The sequence below is a fragment of the Promicromonospora sp. NPDC090134 genome, from assembly GCF_044746965.1.
Taxonomy (GTDB): Bacteria; Actinomycetota; Actinomycetes; order Actinomycetales; family Cellulomonadaceae; genus Promicromonospora.
In genome coordinates this window covers 432,298-454,790 of record NZ_JBIVCZ010000004.1, presented here as the reverse complement: position 1 = coordinate 454,790, position 22,493 = coordinate 432,298, and the positions used below count along the sequence as shown (strand labels likewise).

Annotated in this window: 14 protein-coding genes; 2 read left to right on the top strand and 12 right to left on the bottom strand. The window is 68.3% G+C overall.

What is annotated here, in order from left to right; genetic code table 11:
* Positions 1–126 precede the first annotated feature (126 nt).
* Positions 127–5,463 carry a MobF family relaxase gene (mobF, locus tag ACIPN7_RS14335; RefSeq protein WP_400543049.1) on the top strand — a complete coding sequence of 1,779 codons (5,337 nt, stop codon included), beginning with the start codon at positions 127–129 and terminating at the stop codon, positions 5,461–5,463.
* An 86-nt stretch (positions 5,464–5,549) separates the two neighbouring features.
* Here mobF and ACIPN7_RS14330 read toward each other — a convergent pair whose 3' ends face one another.
* The 12 genes from ACIPN7_RS14330 to ACIPN7_RS14275 form a co-directional block, all read right to left on the bottom strand.
* Positions 5,550–9,311, bottom strand: coding sequence for a hypothetical protein (locus tag ACIPN7_RS14330; RefSeq protein WP_400543046.1), 3,762 nt, complete (start codon positions 9,309–9,311; stop codon positions 5,550–5,552).
* Between the two features lie 451 nt (positions 9,312–9,762).
* A complete protein-coding gene (locus ACIPN7_RS14325; protein WP_400543043.1) occupies positions 9,763–10,932 on the bottom strand; it encodes a hypothetical protein in 1,170 nt (389 codons plus the stop codon).
* Between the two features lie 54 nt (positions 10,933–10,986).
* The gene (locus tag ACIPN7_RS14320; RefSeq protein ID WP_400543040.1) at positions 10,987–11,274 is read right to left on the bottom strand and encodes a hypothetical protein; all 288 of its coding nucleotides are present in this window, start codon (positions 11,272–11,274) and stop codon (positions 10,987–10,989) included.
* 22 nt (positions 11,275–11,296) lie between these two features.
* Entirely contained in the window at positions 11,297–12,208 is a 912-nt protein-coding gene (locus tag ACIPN7_RS14315; RefSeq protein ID WP_400543267.1) for an IS5 family transposase, read from the bottom strand.
* Positions 12,209–12,246: 38 nt separating this feature from the next.
* Positions 12,247–12,615, bottom strand: a complete 369-nt coding sequence (locus tag ACIPN7_RS14310; protein ID WP_400543037.1) for a hypothetical protein — start codon at positions 12,613–12,615, stop codon at positions 12,247–12,249.
* Between the two features lie 750 nt (positions 12,616–13,365).
* Positions 13,366–14,514, bottom strand: coding sequence for an AI-2E family transporter (locus tag ACIPN7_RS14305; protein WP_400543034.1), 1,149 nt, complete (start codon positions 14,512–14,514; stop codon positions 13,366–13,368).
* 5 nt (positions 14,515–14,519) lie between these two features.
* Entirely contained in the window at positions 14,520–14,855 is a 336-nt protein-coding gene (locus ACIPN7_RS14300; protein ID WP_400543031.1) for a carboxymuconolactone decarboxylase family protein, read from the bottom strand.
* A 156-nt stretch (positions 14,856–15,011) separates the two neighbouring features.
* On the bottom strand, positions 15,012–17,030 hold the full coding sequence (locus ACIPN7_RS14295) for a beta-galactosidase (RefSeq protein ID WP_400543028.1): 2,019 nt from the start codon (positions 17,028–17,030) through the stop codon (positions 15,012–15,014).
* A 51-nt stretch (positions 17,031–17,081) separates the two neighbouring features.
* Complete coding sequence (locus tag ACIPN7_RS14290; protein WP_400543025.1) at positions 17,082–17,972, bottom strand: aldo/keto reductase; 891 nt, start codon at positions 17,970–17,972, stop codon at positions 17,082–17,084.
* Entirely contained in the window at positions 17,969–18,868 is a 900-nt protein-coding gene (locus ACIPN7_RS14285) for a carbohydrate ABC transporter permease (protein ID WP_400543022.1), read from the bottom strand. The genes ACIPN7_RS14290 and ACIPN7_RS14285 overlap by 4 nt, the downstream gene beginning before the upstream one ends.
* Entirely contained in the window at positions 18,865–19,803 is a 939-nt protein-coding gene (locus ACIPN7_RS14280) for a carbohydrate ABC transporter permease (protein ID WP_400543019.1), read from the bottom strand. Before ACIPN7_RS14280 ends, ACIPN7_RS14285 begins: the two co-directional genes overlap by 4 nt.
* Before the next feature lie 77 nt (positions 19,804–19,880).
* Positions 19,881–21,191 carry an ABC transporter substrate-binding protein gene (locus ACIPN7_RS14275; protein ID WP_400543016.1) on the bottom strand — a complete coding sequence of 437 codons (1,311 nt, stop codon included), beginning with the start codon at positions 21,189–21,191 and terminating at the stop codon, positions 19,881–19,883.
* 221 nt (positions 21,192–21,412) lie between these two features.
* Between ACIPN7_RS14275 and ACIPN7_RS14270 the strand changes: the two genes are divergently transcribed.
* Entirely contained in the window at positions 21,413–22,459 is a 1,047-nt protein-coding gene (locus tag ACIPN7_RS14270; protein ID WP_400543013.1) for a LacI family DNA-binding transcriptional regulator, read from the top strand.
* Positions 22,460–22,493: the final 34 nt, after the last annotated feature.

Genomic DNA, 22,493 nt, shown 5'->3' with positions numbered 1-22,493 from the left:
CCGGACAGCGGGTCCCGCGGACCGCCACGACGAAGGCCACACACCTAGTGCACAACGCTGTGAGCGGTCCAGAAATCAGCCCCGAGCTGAGCCGTTCCAGCCCTGGCCTGGGAGGGGGTGGGGGACATGATGACGGTCCATGTGCTGAGCGCGGGTAGCGGGTACACGTACCTGACCCAGCAGGTCGCGTCGGGGGACGTGCCGCGCGGTCGCGGGGTGTCGTTGACGGAGTACTACATGCAGCACGGGAACCCGCCTGGCCGGTGGGTCGGCACCGGGGTGGAGCAGCTCGGGGTCTCGGGCCGGGTGCTGGAGGGGCAGATGAAGTCGTTGTTCGGGCAGGGCCGCCACCCTGATGCGGGCCGGCTGGAGCTCGAGGCCTTGGCCCGCGGTGCCTCGACGAAGGACGCGGCCCGCGCGGGTGCGTTGGGCCGGGCGTTCCCGGTCTTCGAGAGCGCGGAGGATGACGGGTATCGGGCTGGGTTGGAGGCCGTGTTCGCTCGGTTTGCGCGCGAGAACGACCGTCCGCCGGAGCCGGGGGTGGAGCGGGATGGGCTGCGCTGGGAGGTGGGTCGGGCCCTGGCGACGCGGAAAGGCGGAGCCGAGGGTGGTGGTCCGTTGAGCGATGACGAGGTGGCGCGGTGGTTGGCTGAGCGGGGCGGGCAGCCGCGGCGTGCGGTGGCGGGGTATGACCTGGTGTTCACCCCGTCCAAGAGCGTCAGCGTGCTGTGGGGTCTGGGTGACCCGGCCACGCGGGAGGCGATCACGAAGGCGCATACCGATGCGTGGCAGGACACCCTGGCGTGGATCGAGGCGGAGGGGGCGTTGACGAGGGCGGGTGCGGGTGGTGTGCGGCAGATCGATACCCATGGTCTGACGGCGGTCGCGTTCGATCATCTCGATTCCCGCGCGGGGGACCCGAACCTGCATACCCACGTCGCCGTGGCGACGAAGGTGCTCGGTGTGGATGGTGGGTGGCGGGCCCTGGATGGGCGGGTGCTGCTGGGGCTGAAGGTCGCGGCCTCTGAGCGGTACAACACGCGGATCGAGCAGCTGTTGGTCGAGCGGCTCGGGGTCGTGTTCCATACCGAGTCCCGGGGCTGGGGCAAGCAGGGTGTGCGGGAGGTCGTCGGTGTCCCGAAGGTGTTGCGGGATGCGTTCTCGCGGCGGCGGGCCGCGATCGTGGAGTCGTACGAGAGTCTGCGGGCCGCGTACCGGGCCAGCCATGGGCATGAGCCGGCGACGGAGGCCGCGTTCGGGCTGACGCAGCAGGCCAACCTCGACACCCGGCCAGGCAAAGGGGCACCGGTTGGGCTGCGTGACCGGCTGCCGCAGTGGGCGGCCGTCGCCGCGAGCGTCCTGGGCGGCGGGGCGGCGGTGACCGGCATGCTCGCCACGGCCCTGCGGCCCGAGCGGGGGGAGGGCCGGGTCGTGGTGGACGAGCCGGGCGACCTGTGGGCTGCTGTCGCGCAGGACCTGGCCGGGCGTGGGATCGCCCGCTGGGCGACCCAGGACGTCACCGACGCCGTCGCCCGGCTCGCGACTACGTGGCCCCACGCGCAGGTCTTCCGAGCGCTGCGGTGGACGAGCCCCACGCGACGCCAGACCGTCCTCGGGCAACTGGCCGGGCAGGTGCTGGCCCAGGGTGACCTGGTCGATGCGTGCCTGACGAACGTCGCGGGCAAGCGGTCAACCTGGACGACGTACCACCTGCAGGCCGAGGCCACCCGCCTGGCCCGCGACCACGCCCCCACCGGGACGGACCTGCTCGCCCTGACTGCGACGATCTCCGGGTATGCCGTGGCCGGCAGCTTGCAGGTCACGCCGCCGGACGTGAACGAGCCACCGGACGTGATGCGCCGCAATGACGGCGAGTCGGTGTATTTCGTCCACGGCTCCACGAGGTACACGTCCCTGGCGGTCCTGGAGGCCGAGGACCAGCTCCTGGCCGCCGCCGGCACCCCCGGCGGCCTGGTCATCAACCCAGGCGCGGTAGAGGCGGCGATCGAACGGGTACGGGTCGACCAGGGTCGGGTCCTGAATGCCGGGCAGCGGGATCTGGTGGCGCACTTCGCGGCCGGCACGGTGCTGGCGGCGGGGATCGGGCCGGCCGGGACTGGGAAGACCACCGCGATGCGCGCCTTCGCGGACGCGGTCCAGGACTCGGGCGGCAAGCTCATTGCCCTGGCGCCTTCGGCCGCCGCTGCGGAAGTCCTCGGTGCTGACCTGGGTGACGGGATCACGGCCGAGACGCTGGACATGTTCCTCCTGGCCAGCCGCGGCAAGGGCGGGGAACGCCTGCGCGAACGCCTGGCGGTGGAGCCGGGCACGGTCGTGCTGGTCGACGAGGCCAGCCTGGCCGACACCCTCGCCCTGGCCGACGTCGTGGACATCACTCAGGCCGCTGGCGGCAACGTCCGGTTGCTCGGGGACCCGGCCCAGCTCAGCGCTGTCGCCGCCGGTGGCGCGTTGAGGTTGATCACCCAGCAGGCCGGGGCGGTCGAGCTGACGCACGTCCACCGCTTCCGCGTCCCTGGTGAAGCCGAGGCGTCCCTGCGGCTGCGCGAAGGTGACCACCGGGGCCTGGACTTCTACATCACCGGGCGTCGTACCCAGGGTGGGTCGGTGGCGGTGATGGCGGAGGAGATGTTCGCGAACTGGATGACCGACTCCGACCACGGCCGGAAGGCGATCATGATCGCGGCGACCAACACCCTGGTGACCGAGCTCTCGGCCAGGGCCCGCGCGCACCGGGTGAACCGCGGGGAGGTCGAGGACGACGGCGTGGTCCTGCATGACGAGAACCGTGCCGGGGTCGGGGACGTGATCGTGACCCGGCTGAACAACCGTCACCTGCATGCCGAGGACGAGGACGGGCACATCGACTGGGCGCGCGGCTGGGTCAAGAACGGTGACCTGTGGCGCGTGACAGCCCGGGGCACGGGCGGTGCGCTGCAGGCCCGGCACCAGGACACCGGCGCGACCGTGGTACTCCCGGCGGACTACGTGACCGAGCATGTCGAGCTCGGGTACGCGGCGACGATCCACCGAGTGCAGGGCATGACCGTGGACGCCTCCCACACGATGGTCGGGGTCGGGATGACCTGCAACGAGCTATACACCGCGATCACCCGCGGCGCCATCTCGAACCGGGTCTACGTGGAGACCGACGACGTCCTTGACCTCGACCCGCACCGCCAACCGAACACCGAGCGTGCAGTCCTGAACGCCCTGAAGGGAGTCCTGGACCGCGACGGCGAAGAACTGTCCGCGTCCAGGGTCATCGAGAACGAGTGGGATCACGCGCACTCCCTGGCCCGCCTGGTCCCGGAGTACGAGGACGCCTACCTCACGTTCCTCGAACCCGACCGGATCGGCCGCCTGGCCGAAGCCGTCCGGGCGGTGCTGCCCGGACGGGTGGCGAACCTCGTCCTCGCCGACGAAGTGTGGCCGGTGCTGGCCAAGCGGCTGTCCATGCACGAGGCCGCGGGCACCGACGCCGAGACCGTGGTCCGGCGGGCGGCCGGGACCGGGTTTGGGGACGCGCGGTCGGTCGCGAAGGTCCTGCACCACCGCATCGGCCTACCTCGCACCCATGACCGCGACGAGCGGGGACTGCCGGTCTGGGTCACGACCGCGCCCGAGACCACCGACAAGCTCCTCTGGGAGGCTGACGTATCGGCCGGATCGTCCATCGGCTCGGACACGTCCGATGAGCTGGTCGGGGCATCGTCGCACCGCGGGGCCGGCGTGCGGCAAGCACCAGAGTCTGCCTCGGGCGTCACGGCTGGAGCGGACCTGCCCGCCGGAGTGGATCGCGCACCGACCGGGGGCGCCCAGGAGCCCGTCTACGTGGCAGTGCGGGACCTGGTCGTCGAGATCACCGGGCACGCCTGGTCCTGGTGGACCCGGCAGAAGCTCACCCAGTCCTGGGCTGCCCGGTACATGACCAGCCGCGGCCTGAACGACGCTCAGTGGGGTGTCGCCCCCGGGACGTGGACCGGTCTGACGGACCACCTGCAGTCCCTGGGCTACACGCCCGACCAGCTCGTGACCGCCGGGGTCGCGACCCGCACCCGGGGCGGGCGGATCATCGACAAGTTCCGCAACCGGATCGTGTTCCCCTACCGCGACCAGACCGGCGCCGTCGTCGGCGTCACCGGGCGCATCAACCCCGCCGAGGCGGACACGGGGGACGGTCGTTCACCGAAGTACCTCAACAGTCCCGAGACGGCGGCGTACCGCAAGAGCGAGCTCGTGTACGGCCTGGACTCCGACGCCATCACACGTCTGGCTGCCGGGGCGCGACCTGTCCTGGTCGAGGGACCGACCGACCACGCGGCTCTGCACCTAGCCGCCGCCCGCCTCGCAGAGCAGACCGGAGTCCAGATCGTGCCGGTCGCCGCGGGTGGCACTGGTGTGACGGCGCAGCACCTGCAAGCACTGCGTGACGCGACCGGGCGGGATCTGACCGACTTGATCGTCGCCCTGGACCCCGACACCGCCGGCCGCACCGCCGCCGCCCGAGTCTGGTCCCTGCTCACCCCCGACGAAGCTGCCCACGCCCGGGCGCTCGGCCTGGCGACCGACCCCGCGCAGACGGCAACCGACGCCCCCGAAACCCTCACGGCCGCCCTGACCGAGACGATCCCGTTGACGTGGTTCGCGATGGAACCCAACCTGCACACCATCCGAGACCTGGACCACTTCGAACGCCAGATCCCGCAGCTGCGTGCCCTCGTCGAACACCTCTACGGCCGAGTCGAGCTGGACCAGTGGCGGTCCCTGATCGAGCACGTTGCCCAGACCATCGGCCACACGCCCGGCGCCGACAACCCCAAGCAGCTGGACGTCGCCGCGGTGCGCAAGGTCATGACCGACCACCTCGCCGACCGCATCAGCGACCAGGCACAGGCCGACGCGGCCGTCGACATCGATCGTGCGGCTGAGGCGGGCGCTGCACCGGTCGGCCGGGACCGGCCGGTGACCGATCCGCTGGTTCGGGCGTGGCTGTCCCGGCAGTCCGACCTGATCTCTGCCCGCCTGGACGCCCTGGTCGAGGACGCGATGACGAACCCGCAGCTGTGGATGGAGACCATCACTCCGCCACCTCCGAACGGGCCAGCCCGCGAGACGTGGAAGGCGGCGATGCGATACGCGGTGGCCTACCGCGACCGGTACCAGATCACCGATCCTGTCTACCCGCTCGGGCCCGGTCCTCAGGAGGGCGAACGCGGCGACGCGCAGGCCATCGCGGCTCGAGCCCTGGGAGCCATCACTGTCACCGGCGCGCAAGCCCGCCCTGTGGCGCGGCCTGGACCGCGGCCTATGGAACGTACCCGGGTGGTACTGACCGCTGCACGCACACGAACCGCTGAGCGCTTGCGCCGAGAGACTGACGAGCGTCAACATCACGAGCACGGACAGCCCTCGCAGGAGCCGGGTCACGTGACTGGTCCATAACGCCTCTATGGGCAGGCCTCACTTGGCACGTGGAATCCGTGATGTGGGTAGCAGGGGCCGTTTTTGGGTTAGGTGTGCGTGCCCAGTTACTCCTGTGTTCGGATCCGGTATGCGACCAACTGGCGGCCCTTGCCTTTGAACTCTTTATGCTCGACCCGCCTGATCGTGTCTCCCACAAGTCTTCTCAGAATGCTGGCGTGGGAATCGGTTTCGTTGAACGTCGGACGGCCTCGTCCGCGGTCGGCAACTTGTGAGTAGGGCGCTTTCATGGCGCGCAGGAGGGTCTTCAACTGTGAGATGTCGAGTTCGTTGCCTTTGCGCGCAATTAGTTGCACGAGGGCCTCGTTGCTGGCTCCAGCGGCCCGAAGTGCCTCGATGAGCTCGTAGCCCAACTTCCACCTACGTTCATTGAGCGCTTTGGCAACTTCTTGCACCCGCGCCCATTTTGCTCCAGCGAGGTAGTCAGCGATGTTCCGTACGACAGCGCGGGCGACTTCCGTGGGGACGGAGGTGCTGTGTAGCAGGATCGGGACCTGGGACACATCGAGCAAGTCAGGTGAGACGAAGTTGGCAAATTTCTTGGACGCTTTGATTGCTGCCTCGTATGTGGGCCAGTCCACCATGAGGTCGCGTGAGAATGCTGTTGAGTCGTCTGCGAGCAGTCCCTTCTTGATTAGCCGAGCAACCAGGTCTCCGCTCTCGGGTGCGATGCTTGTCGCCGGGATCCGTCCTGGTTCGAGACTAACGGCAAGGCTCACACGGACGATCGCCCGGATGTCCCGTCTGGCTGCAAGAATCGCAATTGCGACCTTGAGCCGCTCGTCGACCGACCCGCGTTTCGCCCCCGTGATCTTCCTATGCTTGGTGAGCAGAATGCCGAGAGGCTTGTCGACGCCGAACCGGGCGATGTAGGCTTTGACGTTTTCGAACGTCGGATCGGTGCGGTCACTAGCGACTAGGAACGGCCAGGCTTCTTCCGGGCAATCCGTGAGCGCAGGGACGCGGCACGCGGGACTGGCCGATGTGATGAGCTCACTGAGGAGGCCACTACCTGAGATCCTCGCAGCGTCAGTCAGGATAGTCGCGAACAATTTCGGATCGGTCACTGCGTAGACGGTCGAGGTCGAGGCTTTGAACGCCGTCAAGTAGTCCGCGATCCGTTCCACGGCGTACTGGTAGATGCGAAGGTCGACTCCGCGCAGGACGTCAAGTTCGATCGAGCTTTCCGGCGCCAGTGCGCGCAGGTTTTGCTCGGTGATCGGGAAGAGCCTCAGCTTGATAGCGACATCCCGTGCGTGGTCGTCCAGTGGTTCAACCGAGTCGAGGACAGCCCCGCTGGCGTAGACGACTCCAAGGGCAATGCTTGCCGTTCTGGTCGAACCAGGTTGCGTGATGGCGTCCAAGTCTCGGTAGGCAGTCTCGATGAGCTGGCGCACGTCGTCGTCCACCTTGTAACCGCTGTTGGGCAGGGCGCGCAGGGTTGTGTTGAGGAGGCTGATCCTCGTCGACGCGTCGACGGGCCCTTCAACGGCCGCGTAGTGAACGACGTCCAGCCAGGTGGGCGTCATCGCAGCGAGCAGCGCGCCGGGTTGTACGCCCTGGACCATGTAGGTGTCGACGAATCCGCGTTCGTCCTCTCCCCATTGGGACAGCTTGTGCGCGACGGTGGTCGCGGCCCCAGGCCGGTTCTGCAGCAGGAAGTCCAGGATGCTGACGTTGTACACACCGACGTCACTGAACAGGTACGCGTCGTCCCTCTTGTCGGCTCCCTGCTCTCGCAAGACCTGGACTACGTCGTCCTCGCCAAGTTCGAAGCTGAAGTCGGGTGTCCCTGGTTCGATGATGCGTCTGATGTACTCCAACGCGGCCGGCCCGAGGTGGCCGCCGTAGTAGCTGGATGCGTACAACGCGAAATGCGACGTGAGGAATCCGTGGCGCACCAGGTCACGCGCCAAGTCGGACTCAAGTACATGTTCCACAAGAACGTCGAAGCTGAGGGCACCTTCGGGTGGATCGCTGGCCCGCGCCGTAGGCGAATCCGATTCGGCCGGCATCGTGAACTCAGGGTGATCGCAGAGCGCTTCCCAAGTGTGGTGTCTGAGGAACCTGATCTTTGCCTCTAGGCTCGCGATCTTGCTCTCGACGTCGTGAATAGCGGAGGCATCCCATTCGGCGGGGTCGACACTTGCCCCTAGCAGCTTGGCGAGTTGGTCAGGTGCGAAGTTCAGGGTGGTCGTCCTGGTCCCGATGAGTGTGATCTTCTGGGCTTGGCCCGATGCGATCGCGACCCATGTCTCTCGGTCACCGACATTCTCTTCCGTAGCGGGCCCGGCCAATTGAACCGTCACGTTGCCCGCGTTGCTGGACTGGTACCCAGCTACGACTCCATCGGCCAGCGTGTCACGGAGTTCCAGGAGCAATTCGCCGAGGTGAGCTGCCCGTGCTTTCGCAGTCCGTTCAAGGTAACTGGCTTGCCGATGGGCAGTGAGGCTGTTCGTTGCGGTCGCAAGGTTTGTGCGAACGAGTTCGCGCCATTTGTCGTACAGTCGGTCGAGGCTGCTGTCCTGATGGCGGATTTTTTCGAAGTCGGCCAGGTGGGTGTTCTTGAACAGGACGATCGCGAAGACGAGGTCGTCGTTGATGCCGGGGACGCGGTCTTTCGGGACGACGAGTCGGTTGCGGTAGACCTCGAATTCGTTGCGGATGTTGTGGATCAAACGCATATCGGCAACGTGTCGTGCAGCGAGCCGGATAAGCGCGGGATTGATTTCGAAGTCCGTACTTTTCATGGCTTCGGACATGACGTCGCGGGCGTTGTCAGCGCTGACAAATGGTACGACCGGAATGATGACGTCGAAGAACTTGGTCCTGTTGGCGCGTTCAAGGGTGGCCTTGGCACGGTCGGTCTTGGGTGCCGGGTTCTCGGTCCCGGCCTGGGGGACCTTCTTCTTACGGGCACCGATCTGTTCGAAAACGCTGTCCCGGATCGCGTAGATGAACACGATGCGCTGGCCGATCTGGTCTGAGCTGTTCAGCAGGCTGTTCAGGGCGCGAAGGGTGTCGAACACCTGGACATCCTCGAACCTGTCTATGTCCTCGATGAGGACTAGATTGCGCTTGCTCGCCTGGAAGAAGTAAACGATCTCGTCGAGGTACTCATCGAAGTAGGTCTCTGATGCCTTTGAGAGCGTGACGGTCGCTGGCCCGGTCTTTACCGATGCGGTCAGCGCAGGTCGGCTGCGCAGCAGGCTCGCGATGATCCAGGCGACAGACACGACGCCACCGGCGAGAATTGCATATGCCGCAGCCTGTCGCCAGATCTCGGCAAAGAGGGACTCGACGAGTGGATGGACCACTCCCATTAGGAAGATCACGCCTGAAATCAACAGGCCCCAGCGCACGGCGGGGAACCACTGCCCTGCCCGGTCGGGAACGCTCGTGCGTCGAAACCCTGAGCGCGGCACAGTACTCGTTGGCACTCGGTACAGGAGTTGCTTGACGATCTCCTTCTGGATTCGGTTCGTGCGAGACTCGGTGCCCGTTGCGGCGTTCTCTTGGTCGGTCTCACCTGCCTCGTGGGCCTCGGGAGCGATCGTAGACAGCGACAACTCAACCACGTGGCGGGGACGGTCGGACCGCAATTGGTCCAGAATGCTGCTTTTGCCCGTACCGTAGGCGCCCGTCAAGGCGACGTTGAACGTGCGGTAGGTATCGATCGCCCGCACCAGCAGGTCGTAATAGAGCTGGTGGCGTTCGCCATCGAACCGCGGGGACAAACTGGTCAGGCGCAAGTCTTGACCAGGGCGTGGATCCTGCTCGGTCGAAGCCGCAATGAGATTCGAAGGCACAACGGGATCGTATTGTCCACCACTGACACGAACGACCTGATCGCGGGTGTCTCGTCGAAATCTCACCCCCGAGGCGGCGCCTTAGTAGCGTGCCGACTCCCTTGAGAATCGCGGTCGGGTGTCGACAGGTAGACGACCACGCCTACGTTCTGGGGAGGTGTGGTTCGTGACGATGTCGATCCGTAAGGTCTCAGCCGGGGATGGCTACGCCTACCTCCTGCGGTCTGTCGTTCGTGGGAAGCTCATCCGGAGTCCGCGCGCTCTGCGGACGCCATCGAGAACGAACTGTTCCGACTCGGGGTGAAGATGCCGAGGCCGTCGGACTAGATCGAGGCTGCGACCGGGATCTGTTGCCAGGCGCTGAACAGGAGAGCGGTCTCGGCAGGCCGGGCGTTGGTGTTGTGGACGGTCCAGAATCATCCGTCGGTGGTTCGGCTGGTGAATGAGCGGACTATTTGCCGATGCGTCGCGCTTGATTGCCCAAGACCTGGCGCAGTCGATCTGGATTGGCAAGGAGGTCCAGGAGGTATAGCCAGCTGAGCAGTCCGACGTCGTGGTGTACCACTCCGGTATGAGCGGCGAGCAGCGCTGCCCCGTCCTTCCCGAGAGCCCTTCCGCCGGTGAAGCCGTGGGTCGAGTTGCGTAGGAGGTACATGTACTTCGCCGTTGCCTCCCCAGGATCCAGTGCCGGCCTGTCGGAGCCGACGGGGATCGCGCCGTCCGGATTGCGGAGATAGAAGCCAGAAGCGACGGCTTCCAGGGCGGCCGTTGCCCGACGCGCTACGGGCAGGAGGATCTCAGCGGCCGGACCGTTAATCGTCGACTCAAGTCGAGTGAGCGTCTTGCGCGCGTGCGAGGGCGTAAGCATCAAGGTGACGTTCTGCCCAGTCAGTCCCTCGAAGGCATCGATGGCATTGAACATCGCCGCTCGACGGCCGATGAGGTCGCCGTCGGCCATCTGGCTGGATCCCACCCGGCGAAACACTTGCTCAACCGTCGCAGCCGCCTGGAACGCGAGGTCGAGTTCGAAAACGGCGGACCGGTTCGCAAAGGTCACAGGGTCGGTGACAACGCCGAACATGCGGTTGAGGGCGTTGGCCCACCAGTGAAGCGCCAACTCGGGTGCGCTCGGATCCACGAATTCTCTGACCTCCACGGGGTCGTGCCGGCCCGGGATGTAGAGGGCGTCGAGGAGCCCTGACTTGCTCTCGCTGGTCCCAGGGACGGCCCTACCGAATGAACAGACGAGGATTCCCTCGACGCGGGGGATCGGGAAGCCCCACACGTGCGGCGTTAGCGCGGCCATGAGCGGGTGCAGGTAGGCGTCGAACATCATCACCCCGCCAGTGAGGTCGCTACCGGCGCCGAACACGACCTCTCCTCGCCCCAGTAACTTCCGTAGCTCTGCTTGATCGCCATCGCGCAGGCGTTCATCGTTGGCGACTCGCAACAACACGGAAAGGAGCTTGACTCGGTGCACCAGGGACTGCGACCGGCGGAGACCCAGAATGCTCGCCCTGGGGAAGACCTCCTCGCCCGAGTCTTCGAAGACCACCTTGTGCCTCAACGCGTCCCAGACAGCCTCGGCCTGCTCAAGGAGCCTCGTACCCGGTATGAACATCGCCGCGCGCTGCGCCCACTGGACGATCTCGACTAGGGCGTGTTTCGGAATGGGTCAGCGGCGGCTGGCCCATTCCAGGACATCGGTAGCGATGGTGCTCGGGTCAGCGGCGGTGGTCGTGGTGTGTTCGCCGGTGCCGGGGTCCTCGCGTTCGATCTCGTAGCCGCCCAGGAGCCCTCGGCGGGTGTGGACCGAGATTGCCCACCCAAGGTCTTCGTCGTCGGGGAACACGACGAAGAACGTGTTGTCGCTGGAGTTCAGCTCGCGGACGAGTCCTACCAGGTCGGCGTGGTCGGGATCAGCGACGTATCGGCCGCCCTCGGCGTCGGCGTAGTAGTCCACGAGCCCCAGGATGCCAGCCCGGTCAGGCCGCCCCGGCCCGCACGAGCGCGGCGAGCCAGTCGTCGATCGCCGCGACCATCACCGTGGCCTCGTAACGAACCTGGAGCTTGTCGAACCTCGTGGCGACCGCTCGCCAGCGTTTGAGCCGGTTGAACATGCACTCCACCGCGTGCCGCTTCTTGTAGTCCTCGTAGTCGACCTTCGGTGGCCGTCCACCCGCCGAGCCCTTCGCTACCCGGTGCGCGGCGTGGTCCTTCTTGTCCGGGATCGTCGCGCGGATGCCCCGCCGACGCAGCAAGCGACGGTTGCCCGCGGAGGCGTAGGCCTTGTCACCCCGGACCCGGTCCGGACGAGTGCGCGGCCGCCCCACCCCACCGGGACGCTGGACACGAACCTGCTCCAGGACCGGGCCGAACTGCGGGCTGTCACCCCGCTGCCCGGCCGTGACGACCATGCCCATCAGCTTCTGCCCCTGCTCCGCAGCGGCGTGGACCTTCGTGCTCAACCCGCCCCGTGACCGGCCCAGTCCGTGATCAGCCGGCTCGGTGCTCACACCACCGGGCGGTTCCTTCTGCAGCTCCGGATGCTTCCTGGCGCCGGCCGCGTGCTGATGCGCTCGAGCGATCGTGGAGTCCACGTTCAGGTCCCACTCGATCAGCCCAGCCCCGTCCGCCACGGTCCGCAACCGGTCAGCCAGCACCGCCCACGAACCGTCGCGCTGCCAGTCCCGGAACCGCCGATAGACCGACATCCAGGACCCGTACCGGTCCTGCGGGACGTCCCGCCACGAGCACCCCGCCCGGGTCCGCCACCGGATCCCATCGATCTGCCGCCGCAGAAACCGGGCCTTGCGCCCTCGCCTCTTGACCGGCAACAGCGGCTCCAGGACCGCCCACGCCTCATCACTCAGGTCATGCCGTCCCGCAACGTCCACCACGACCCCGCAGCATGCCGAACCCGCAGGTCAACCCACTAATCCGAAACACGCCCTAGAGGGCTGGTCGATGCTGGCGGAGTGGCCCACGACGGATGGCCCTTGATCTTCTCGTACACCGAGGACTCGATGGATGGGTTATCGAATGACCTCAGCCACTCGGCACTCCCTTGGGGCTTGCCCGCAGCCGAGAGAACCGGCCCGGATTCGACGAGAACCGGGGCCTGGCGCAGGTAGGACTCCTTTGTCTGGATCTCGGAGTAGCCCGTACCGTTCGCTCTCGAGCGGCGCAGGTCGGCTTCAACGAGAAAACCTGAGGTGTCGTTGCCCCAGATCCACTCAGGTACCTCCACCCGGACGCGCTTGATGGCGGACGCGGCAGTCGTTGGGCGCGAGACGCTACTCATGGCTTCTATTCTGTGGCCAGGTGAGCAGTCCTTTTCAGCGCCACGCTGCCTACGGGCGCCGACAGGTCGGGGCCAAGGACCCGACGGGCTCTTAGGGTGCTTCTCGCGATCGATGCGAGATGTCGTTCGCGCCGGTCCACGACGCGTTCTTGCCGCGGTAGTCACCAGAAACTCACCACTTGAGGGGCCTAGAATCCACGAGATTCCCCGAGAGTCCGGGGCAGTATCGGGTCACGCGTATCAGCCCGATTTCGGGGTAGTCCGAGGTCAGGGACGTTTCTCCGAGAGTTGCCGAGGCCTGCCACCGAGTCTCGTGTGAGAGCACCTCATGCAGGGGGCCGGCGGTTCGGGTAGGTAGTTGAGCTCGTTATCTGGTTTCGGACCAAGGCGCTCCGGCAGCGGCCACTCTTCTCGATCCTGTACGAGGACCGCGGCACCGATGACGGGGTTCTCGTGGGTGATGCCAGGTGCTGCGAAGCTCTGGATCGCCATCTGCTCGGATGGCTTCGGGGTCGACCCTGCAGGACGGGGTGATGACGTCGCGGGCGCTGGACCAGCGTGGGACTCTGTCCTCATGATTCAGCACACCAGCCTCGAATGCCCGTGGGATGCCCACGAGGGTACTTTCGAGGGGCGTCTGTGCAGTTCAGGGCACCTTCCACGGTTTACACCGTGGATGTCGGGGGTTCGAATCCCTCCGGGCCCACTCGCTGCAGAGATACGACGATGCGAATCGGTGCTGGATCGGGGCTACCGGAGCATCCGTCGCACCGCGGGCTCGGCGCGGGTCGCGACGCGGTCGAAGAAGCCGTGGCGCCGCAGCCTCGCGATGCCCTCGGTGGCGACAACCCAGGCGGGAACCGCCAGGATGAGGCCGACGATCCCGCCGACGAGCCCGCCGAGCGCGGTCACCACCAGGACGACCAGGGGGTGGATGTCCAGCGTGCGGCCCATGACCCGCGGCTCGACGAAGTTCTCCAGCAGCAGGTTGGACGCGACGACGACGACGAACATGATCGCGGCAGTCGTCAGGCCGCCGTCGCCCAGCGCGATGACGACAGCCAGGCCACCGCCGAGGAATGCCCCGATGTACGGGATGTAGCCGCCGACGAAGTTCACGACGACGATGGTGAAGATCAGGGGCAGGCCGAGCAGGAGCGCGGCCAGCCCGATGACGACGGCGACCACGGCCGACATGACGGTGCGCCCGCGCCCGTAGTCGCGCAGCGTCCGGGCGGAGTCCCCGACGAAGCCGTCGACCTCCCGCCCCGTGTCGTCCTCGAACAGCGAGATCACCGATCTTCTGAGCTTTGCGCCGTCCTTGAGGAGGTAGTACATGATCAGCGCACCGAGGATCAGCCCGCTGGCCAGCCCGACGATCGTGCCGACGCCGCCGAGCAACCCGGTCACGACGCCGGTGGTCACGGCCGGCGCGGCGTCCTCGACGGCCTGACGTACGGCGTCCAGCGACGCCTCGTCGATGTGGACCTCCGTGACGAGACGATCGATCGCTACGTCGACGGACTGGCCCAGGTCGGCGGACTGCTGGACGACGCCGCGGACGGTTGCGACGACGACGACAAGCCCGACGGCGATCAGGCCGAGCACGATCAGCGTCGCCGCGATGGTGTCCCTGACCCCGTGCCGTCCCAGCTGTCTCGCCAGCGGCATGAAGCACACGGCGAGCACGGCGGCGAACGTCAGCGGCAGGACGATCTCGCTCACGGCCGAGAGCACCAGGACCACGATGGCGACCGCGATGACGACGCCGACGAAGCTCCAGGCCCAGACGCCCAGCCGCGGCCCCCAGGAGAGCAGGGCCGGCAGGCCTGAGCGCGTTCCTGCCTCCGCCTCGGAGACGTCCGCGGCCGGGTCCGGGCCGTCGGCGTCGTCAGGCACGCGACCTACACCTCGTCTTGTTCCTCGGCGTCGGCGAGCGCGACCGCGACCTCGAACGCGAAGGACTCCGCGATGCCGCTCGCGGCGGCGACGACGCGGGGTGTGCCGACGATGGGCGCGACCGCGGTGAGCACGCCGGTGACCTGGTCGGCGTCGATGCCCGCCCCCACCGCCGCCTCGAGGTTCAGGAGGTAGGAGCTCGGCGGGGCTCCGACCGCGACGAGCGCGGCAAGGCGGACGAGCATCAGCGTCTCCAGGTCCAGGCTCGATGCTTCGACGGAGTCTGTCGTCAGCTGCACGAGCAGGTCGACCACGGGCGTGCCCTCCGACGGTTCGCTCATGATGTTCGTCCTTCCAGCTCGGTCGGTCCGGTGATGACGCGGTGATCCGGGGGTGCAGGTTGCCTGCGCCGCCGGGTCGGGCGTCACTCTCATTTGACCGTCGCCGGGCCCGATCGTGCGTCACCCAGTTCAGGTGAACCGCCTCCACGTGCCTGGCTATGAGCTGATCGTCCAGCCACCCCTGCTCTCACGGATGACGGCGACGGCGCCCGCACCGAGCTCCAGCACGTCCTCCGCACCTGTGATCAGGTCCACGCCCGCACCCTGGGCGCGCACCGGGCGGGTACCGTGGTTGAGGAGGAAGAGGTAGTCGGCTCCCGCTCCACGGCGTCGCACCGCCTCGACCTCGGAGGCCGCCGCCCCGGCGACGACGGGCTCGATGCCGGCGGCCACCGCGGACTCGGCGATGAAGGCGTCCAGAGACGTCTGCGTGAGCTTCGCCGACACGTAGGTCGCACTGCCGCGTCCGAGGTCGCGACGCGTGACGGCAGGCAGCCCGGCCATGGCGCCCGTCTCGTAGCGGACCACCGCGCTCGCGGACTCCAGGCGCAGCTGCTCGGTCCAGGTGCCGGCACGCCAACCGTTGCTCAGCTCGACCGCGTCATCCTCCGCGAGCGGGGAGATCTGCTCGGACCGCACGCCGAGCAGGCCACGCAGCATGCCGGGGTAGCCGTCGGCGACGACACGCTGGTCCTGATCCGCCAGGCCCGAGGCGAACGTCACGACGAGGTGCCCACCTGACTCGACGTACGACTCCAGCCACCGGGCGGTCTCCCGGGTCATGGCGTAGAGCGCGGGAACGACCAGGAGCCGGTAACGGGAGGCGTCCGCGCCCGGGCGGACGAAGTCGGTGGCGTACCCGCCACGCCACAGGGCGCGATGTGCCGCACGGACCTCGTCGCGGTAGGTGATCGCGTCGGTCGGGAGGTGCGGCGTCTCGAGCGACCACCAGCCCTCCGCGTCCCAGACGATCCCGATGCCGGCGTCCAGCACGACGCCGTCCGCGGGCGGGTCGGCGACCTCACCGATGCGCTCGAGGATGTCACCCAGCCGCACCACCGCCTCGAAGGCTGCGGAGTCCGCACCGGCGTGCGGCACCATCGCGCCGTGCCAGACCTCCGACCCGGCGGCCGACGCGCGCCACTGGAAGAACAGGGAGCTCTGCGACCCCCGCGCGATGTACGCGAGCGAGTTGCGGATCATGCGGTCGGGACTCTTGGTGAGCTGCCGGTCGCCGACGCGGATACCGGTGGCGCTCTGCTCCATGAGCACCCAGGGTCCGCCGGCCCAGGACCGGGTCAGGTCCGACCCGTAGGCGACGTGCGCCTCGCCGTCAGGCCCGGTCGTGTCCAGGTAGTGGTCGATCGACACGATGTCCTGGGCGTCGCTCCAGCTCCACTGGTCCAGGTGGTTCCACGTGGGCAGCATGAAGTTGGTGGTGATCGGTGCGCTGGATCCGGTGGCCCGGATCGCCTCCTTCTGCTCCGTGAACGCCGCGAGCATCTCGTCCGAGCAGAAGCGCTTGAAGTCGACCAGGTGCGCGGGGTTGTGCAGGTACTGCGTCTGCATCGGCGGCAGGATCTCGTCCCACGCGCCGTAGCGCTGGGACCAGAAGGCGGTGTACCAGGCCGCGTTGAGCCGCTCGAGCGTGCCGTACTTGCGCTCCAGCCACTCGCGGAAGGCGCGGGCCGCGTGCGGGCCGTGGTCGACGGTGCCGTACTCGTTGTGGATGTGCCAGCCGCGCAGCCCGGGATGGCTGCCGTAGCGCTCGGCGAGGAACGTCGCGACCCGGCGTGCGGCCTCCCGGTAGGCCGGGGCGCTGATCGCGTAGGTGTCGCGCGAGCCGTGCAGCACCCGGGTGCCGTCGGGCCGGACCGGGAGCGCGTCGGGGTGGGCGACCGTGAACCACGGCGGAGGTGACGCCGTCGGCGTCGCGAGGAAGAAGCCGATGCCGGCGGAGTGGAGGTTCTCGATGACCTCGTCGAGCCACGCGGCGTCGTACTCGCCCTCGCGGGGTTCGAGCTCTGCCCACGAGAACACGCCGATCGTCGCGGTGTTGACCTTGGCGCGCCGCATCAGCGCGATGTCCTCGGCCCACGTCTCGCGGGACCACTGCTCGGGGTTGTAGTCGCCCCCGAAGAGGAAACGTCCCGGGGAGTACGGCTGGTTCGGCATGGCCTTCCTTCGTTGATCGTGGCTCGTGCTGCAGGGTGGACGGCGGGCTGCTCAGCGCCCGTGCGGGCCGGTCTGGTGCTCGGGTGCGGGGAGCGCGGCTGCGAGGTCGGCCCAGACGTCCGGGAGGTCCATGGCCGCCCAGTCGAGGAGCCGGTCCAGGGACGCGGGCCTGCTGGCCCCGACGATCGTCGCCGTGATGCGCGGGTCGCGGGCGCCGAGGCCGAGCGCGAGCGCGCCGAGCGGCACCCCGGCCTCCCGCGCGATCCGCCGCAGCTGCTCGACGGCGACCCGCTGCGCGTCGTCGACCGCCCGGTAGTGGTAGTCGCCGACGGGCCCCTCGTCGGCGGTCAGCGCCCCGCCGCCGAAGGGTGCCGCGTTGAAGACGCCGATGCCCCGTTCGGCGCAGTCGTCGAGGAGGGGCTCGGCGGAGCGGTCCAGGAGCGTGAACCGGTTGTGGGTCACGACGAACTCGAACTCGCCGGTCGCGACGAAGCGCTGCAGCAGGGCGACCGGACCGCCGGCGACACCGATGTGCTCGATCACACCCTCGTCACGCAGCTCGACGAGCGCCCGCACCGGACCGTCCGGTGCGACGGCGTCCTCGAACGTGATGCGCTCCGGGTCGTGCAGGTGGACCAGGGGCAGCCGGTCGGTGCCGATCCGCTCGAGCGACTCGAGCACCGACGCTCGGACGCGAGCGCCGGAGAAGTCCGCGGAGCCCTCGACGGGGTCGACCTTCGTGAAGACCTGGACGCTCGCGCGGTCCAGGCCGTCCAGCGCGCGCCCGACGTACTCCTCGGCCCGGCCGTAGTTGTTGCTGGTGTCCCAGTCGCGCAGGCCGGCCGCGGCCGCGCGGCGCAGCAGCCGCGCGGCCTCCTCGCCGTCTGCGGACCGCCCCAGCTTGGAGGTGCCGAGCACGAGGGGAGCCACGGAGAGTGTCATCCCTTCAGCCCTCCGCTGACCAGGTCCAGCCGCCAGTAGCGCTGCAGCACGAGCATCATCACGATCAGGGGGATGATCGAGATGGCAGCACCGATGATGGCGAGGCTGTAGAGCGACGGCGTTCCGGAGCCCTTGGACAGCAGGGTGTACAGCCCCACCGTCAGGGGGTACATCCGCTCGTCCGACAGCATGATGAACGGCAGCAGGAAGTTGTTCCAGATGCCGACGAACTGCAGCAGGAAGATGGTCACCATCCCGGGCACCATCATCGGCAGGACGATCGAGGTGAAGATGCGGAACTCGCTCGCGCCGTCGATCCGGGCCGCCTCCATGGTGTCGGTGGGGACCGCCGACGACGCGTAGACGCGTGCCAGGAAGATGCCGAACGGCGAGATGAGCACCGGGAGCAGCACCGACCAGTGGGTTCCCGCCAGACCCATCTGCGACATCAGCAGGTACTGCGGGATGGCGAGGGTGATGCCGGGCAGCAGGATGCCGGCGAGGATCGCGTAGAACCAGACCTGCCGCCCGGGGAAGTCGTACTTCGCGAGGGCGAATCCCGCCATCGTGGAGATGAGCGTCGAGAGCGCCGCGCCGACGCCGGCGTAGAGGAGGCTGTTGAGGGCCCACAGGGAGAACTGGCCGCCGCCGTAGGCGAACAGGTCGGTGAGGTTGTCCAGCAGGCCGGTGCCGGGAAGGAAGGTGAAGGTGGTGAACAGCTCCGGGTTCGACTTGGTCGACGCCGTGATGACCCAGAGCACCGGTACGAGGCAGTAGATCGCCCCGAGGATCAGGACGGTCGATGCGATCACCGGCCGCCGCGGACGCCGGCGCGGCGAGATGCTGGACTCCGGGGAGGCCCGGCTGGTCCTGCGGTCCGAGACGAGCGTGCTCATCCTTCTCCTCCCAACGACCGCCGCTGCGTCACCCGCAGCAGCACCACCGACACCACGAGCGTCCCGATCGCGAGCACCACCGACGACGCCGCGGCGAGCGAGAGGTCGTCGCGCACGAACGCGTCGCGGTAGATCTTCATGAGCGGCACCCAGGTCTGCGAGATCTCGTTCGTCATCGGCCGCAGCGTCGTCGGCTCGCCGTACACCTGCAGCGTGCCGATGAGGGCGAAGAGCCCGGTGAGCACCAGGGCGGGAGCCACGAGCGGGATCTTGATCCGCCACGCGATGCTCCACTCGCCGGCCCCGTCGATGCGGGCCGCCTCGTAGATCTCCCCGGGGATCCCCCGCAGCGACGTGTAGATGATGATCATGTTGAAGCCGACGCCGCTCCAGATCGCGATGTTGGCGACGGCCGGGTAGAGCGAGGAGCCGCTCAGGACGACGACGTCCGGCAGACCGAGCTGGCCCAGCACCCAGTTGAGGGGGCTCGTGGACGGCAGGTAGAGAAAGCCCCACAGCAGCGACGCGATGACGCCGGGCACCGCGTACGGGATGAAGATCGCGGTGCGGGAGAACCGCGCCGCGCGCACCCGGGGCAGGTCCAGCAGGAGGGCGAAGAGCAGGGCGAGCCCGAGCGTCAGCGGCACGGCGATCAGGCCGTAGATCGCCAGCCGGCCGAAGCCCGCGAGGAACTCCGCGTCGCTGAAGGTGCGGACGTAGTTCTCGAAACCCACCCAGGTCTCTTCGCGGACCCCGAAGATGCCCGAGCCGGTCACGCGCAGCCCGCGGAAGCTCAGGACGATCGCGTAGCCGATCGGGACGGCGAGGAACGCGATGAACAGGAGACCTGCCGGCAGCAGGAAGGCGTAGGGGGCGACCCAGGTACGCCGACGTCGGCGCGCCGTGCTGGTCGCACGTTCGGTCAGGGTGCTCATGCGCGCACCTTTCTTCTCGGATCTTCGACGATCGGAGGCGCGCGGGTGCCGGGGCAGTGCCCGGCACCCGCACCGCCTCACTTCCGGGTGACGGTGAACCCGGAGGTCTCCATGTCGTCGAACACGACGTCCTCGGTCGCGGTCAGCGCGTCGCGCAGCGGCGTACCGTCCGTCACGGCGGCGGACATCGCGTCCTGGAAGGCGCTCGAGGCCACGTTGACGTTCGGCCCCCAGCTGAGGTCCGGGATGGTGGTGCCGGCGATCTCGGCCGCGATCTCCCAGTAGTCGTCCTGCTGGGGCATCAGGGCGGGCGGGTCGCTCTCGAGCGTGAGCTCCTGGCCCAGCAGCGAGGCCGGGTACTGCCCCTCCTTGATCTGGATGCTGGCGCTCTCCTCGGCGGTGCCCATCCAGGCGGCGAACTCGGCGGCGGCCTCGGCGTTCTTGCTCGAGGACGTCACGACCATCGCCGACCCGCCCTGGAACGCGACCGCGGGGTCGCCCTCGGTCCACTGCGGCAGCGGAGCCATCGCCCAGTCCCCGGCCATGTCACCGGCCACGCCGTTGATGACGCCTGCGGCCCAGAGGCCCGCGGGCCACGAGAGGATGTTGCCGTCGTTGAGCGAGGCGTTCCACTCGGGCGTCAGGAGCGGCTCGGCGAGCACGAGGTCCCGGTCGATCAGGTCCTGCCAGTAGTCGGCCACCTCGACGGACGCCGGGTCGTCGAACCCGACGGTCCAGTCCCCGCCGTCGACCGTCCACCACTCGGCGCCGGCCTGCTGCGCGAACGCGGCGAACCCGCCGAACTCCGCCGGGGCGAAGGTCGTGATGTAGGCGTCGGGGTCGGCCTCGTGGACGGCCTCAGCGGCGTCGGCGAACTCGGCCCACGTGGTCGGCACCTCGATGCCGAGCTCGTCGAACCGGGCCTTGTTGTAGGTCAGCGCCTGCGGCCCGGCGTCCTGCGGAACGCCGTAGCTCGCGCCGTCGAACGTCGACTGGCTCCACACGCCCGGCGCGAAGTCACCCTCGACGTCGCTGACGTACTCGGTGATGTCCGAGGCGACGCCCGCCACGATCATCGCGGGGAGGGTGTTGTACTCGACGAGGGCGACGTCGGGGGCGCTGTCGGCGCGTGCCGCGGTGACGAGCTTCGCGGACGAGTCCGAGCCGCCGCCCGCGTCGGTGTGCTTCACCTGGATGTCGGGGTGGGTCCGGTTCCATTCGTCGACCAGCGGCTTCTGCGCGGTGCCCCAGGCCCAGTACTCCAGGGTGGTGACACCGCCGTCGTCCGAGCCGCCCGACGCGTCGCCCGCACCGTCATCGGCGGCACACGCGGACAGGAGCAGGGCCGCGAGCGCAACCGTCGCGCCGGCCATCAGGTTCTTTCTCATTGCACATATCTCCTTCGACATGCTTGCGGTCGCGGCCATCGTCAGTCGCTGTCGAAGCGCTTCGCGTAAACGCTTCGACCGCGACAGTACGGGGATCCTCGCGGTCCTGGCAACCCCTCGGGAGCGGCGCGTCCCGGCGAGGCTTGCCGTGCGCGGACTGCTCGCGTAACTTCAGGTCGAAGCGCTTCGTACCGCGCTGTGCTGCTGACGTCGGAAGGTTCATGGCAAGGATTCACGAGGTCGCGCAGGCAGCGGGCGTGTCGATCAGCACGGTGTCCTACGCGCTGAGCGGCAAGCGGCCCGTGGCGGCAGAGACGCGTCGTCGCGTCCAGGAAGCCGCGCAGGCGCTGGACTATCGCCCGAACGCCGGAGCCCGCATGCTCGCCGGGACCCGGACGCACATCCTCGCGGTCACCGAGCCGCTGCGCGCCGACACGCACGCCCCGACCCACATGGCCTTTGTCCTCGCCACCGCGGTCGCCGCACGGCGTGAGGACTGCGACGTGCTGCTCCTGACGGACGAGCAGGCGTCGACGGGGATGCACCGGGTCGCGTCGAGCGGCCTGGTCGACGGCATCATCGTGCTGGACGTCGCGCCCGACGACGAGCGGGTGGACCTCGCGCGCCGCATCTCGACCCCCTCGGTGTTCGTCGGGGTCCCGGACGACAACGAGGGTCTGCTGTGCGTCGACCTCGACTTCGAGGGCGCTGCCGCCCTCGCGGTCGACCGCCTCGTGGCGGCCGGGCACCGCCACCTCGGGCTGATCGGCCAACCACCCGGCGCCTACGAGCTGTCGAACTTCCCTCCGCGGGTGCGCGACGGGTTCCGCCGAGCGATCGAGGAGCACGACGTGGACGGCGAGTTCCGGATGCTGACGGGACCGGGACGGCCGGACGCCCAGTCACGCCGCGCCGCGGCCGAGCTGCTCGACGACGGTGTGACCGGCATCCTCCTGCACTGCAACGACGAGGCCCACAGCGGGGTGCTCGCCGAGATCGCCGCGCGCGGCCTCGAGGTTCCCCGGGACGTCTCGGTGGTCTCGGTGGGGTCGACCTTCGACACGGCGGCGTTCGCCGTGCCGCTCAGCGCGATCCCGCTCGTGCCCCAGGAGTCCTGCGACGCCGCGGTCGAGCTCACCATGAAGTGCCTCGCGGGCGAGGCCCCCGAGCCAGGCGTTCGGCTCATCCCACCGCGATTTGTCGATCACGGCTCGGTGAGCGCCGGTCCGGCCGGCCTCCGGCCGGGATCGTCTCGCGCTTCGTCCTGAGGGGCCCACCACCACGCGTCGCGTTCGAGACGCA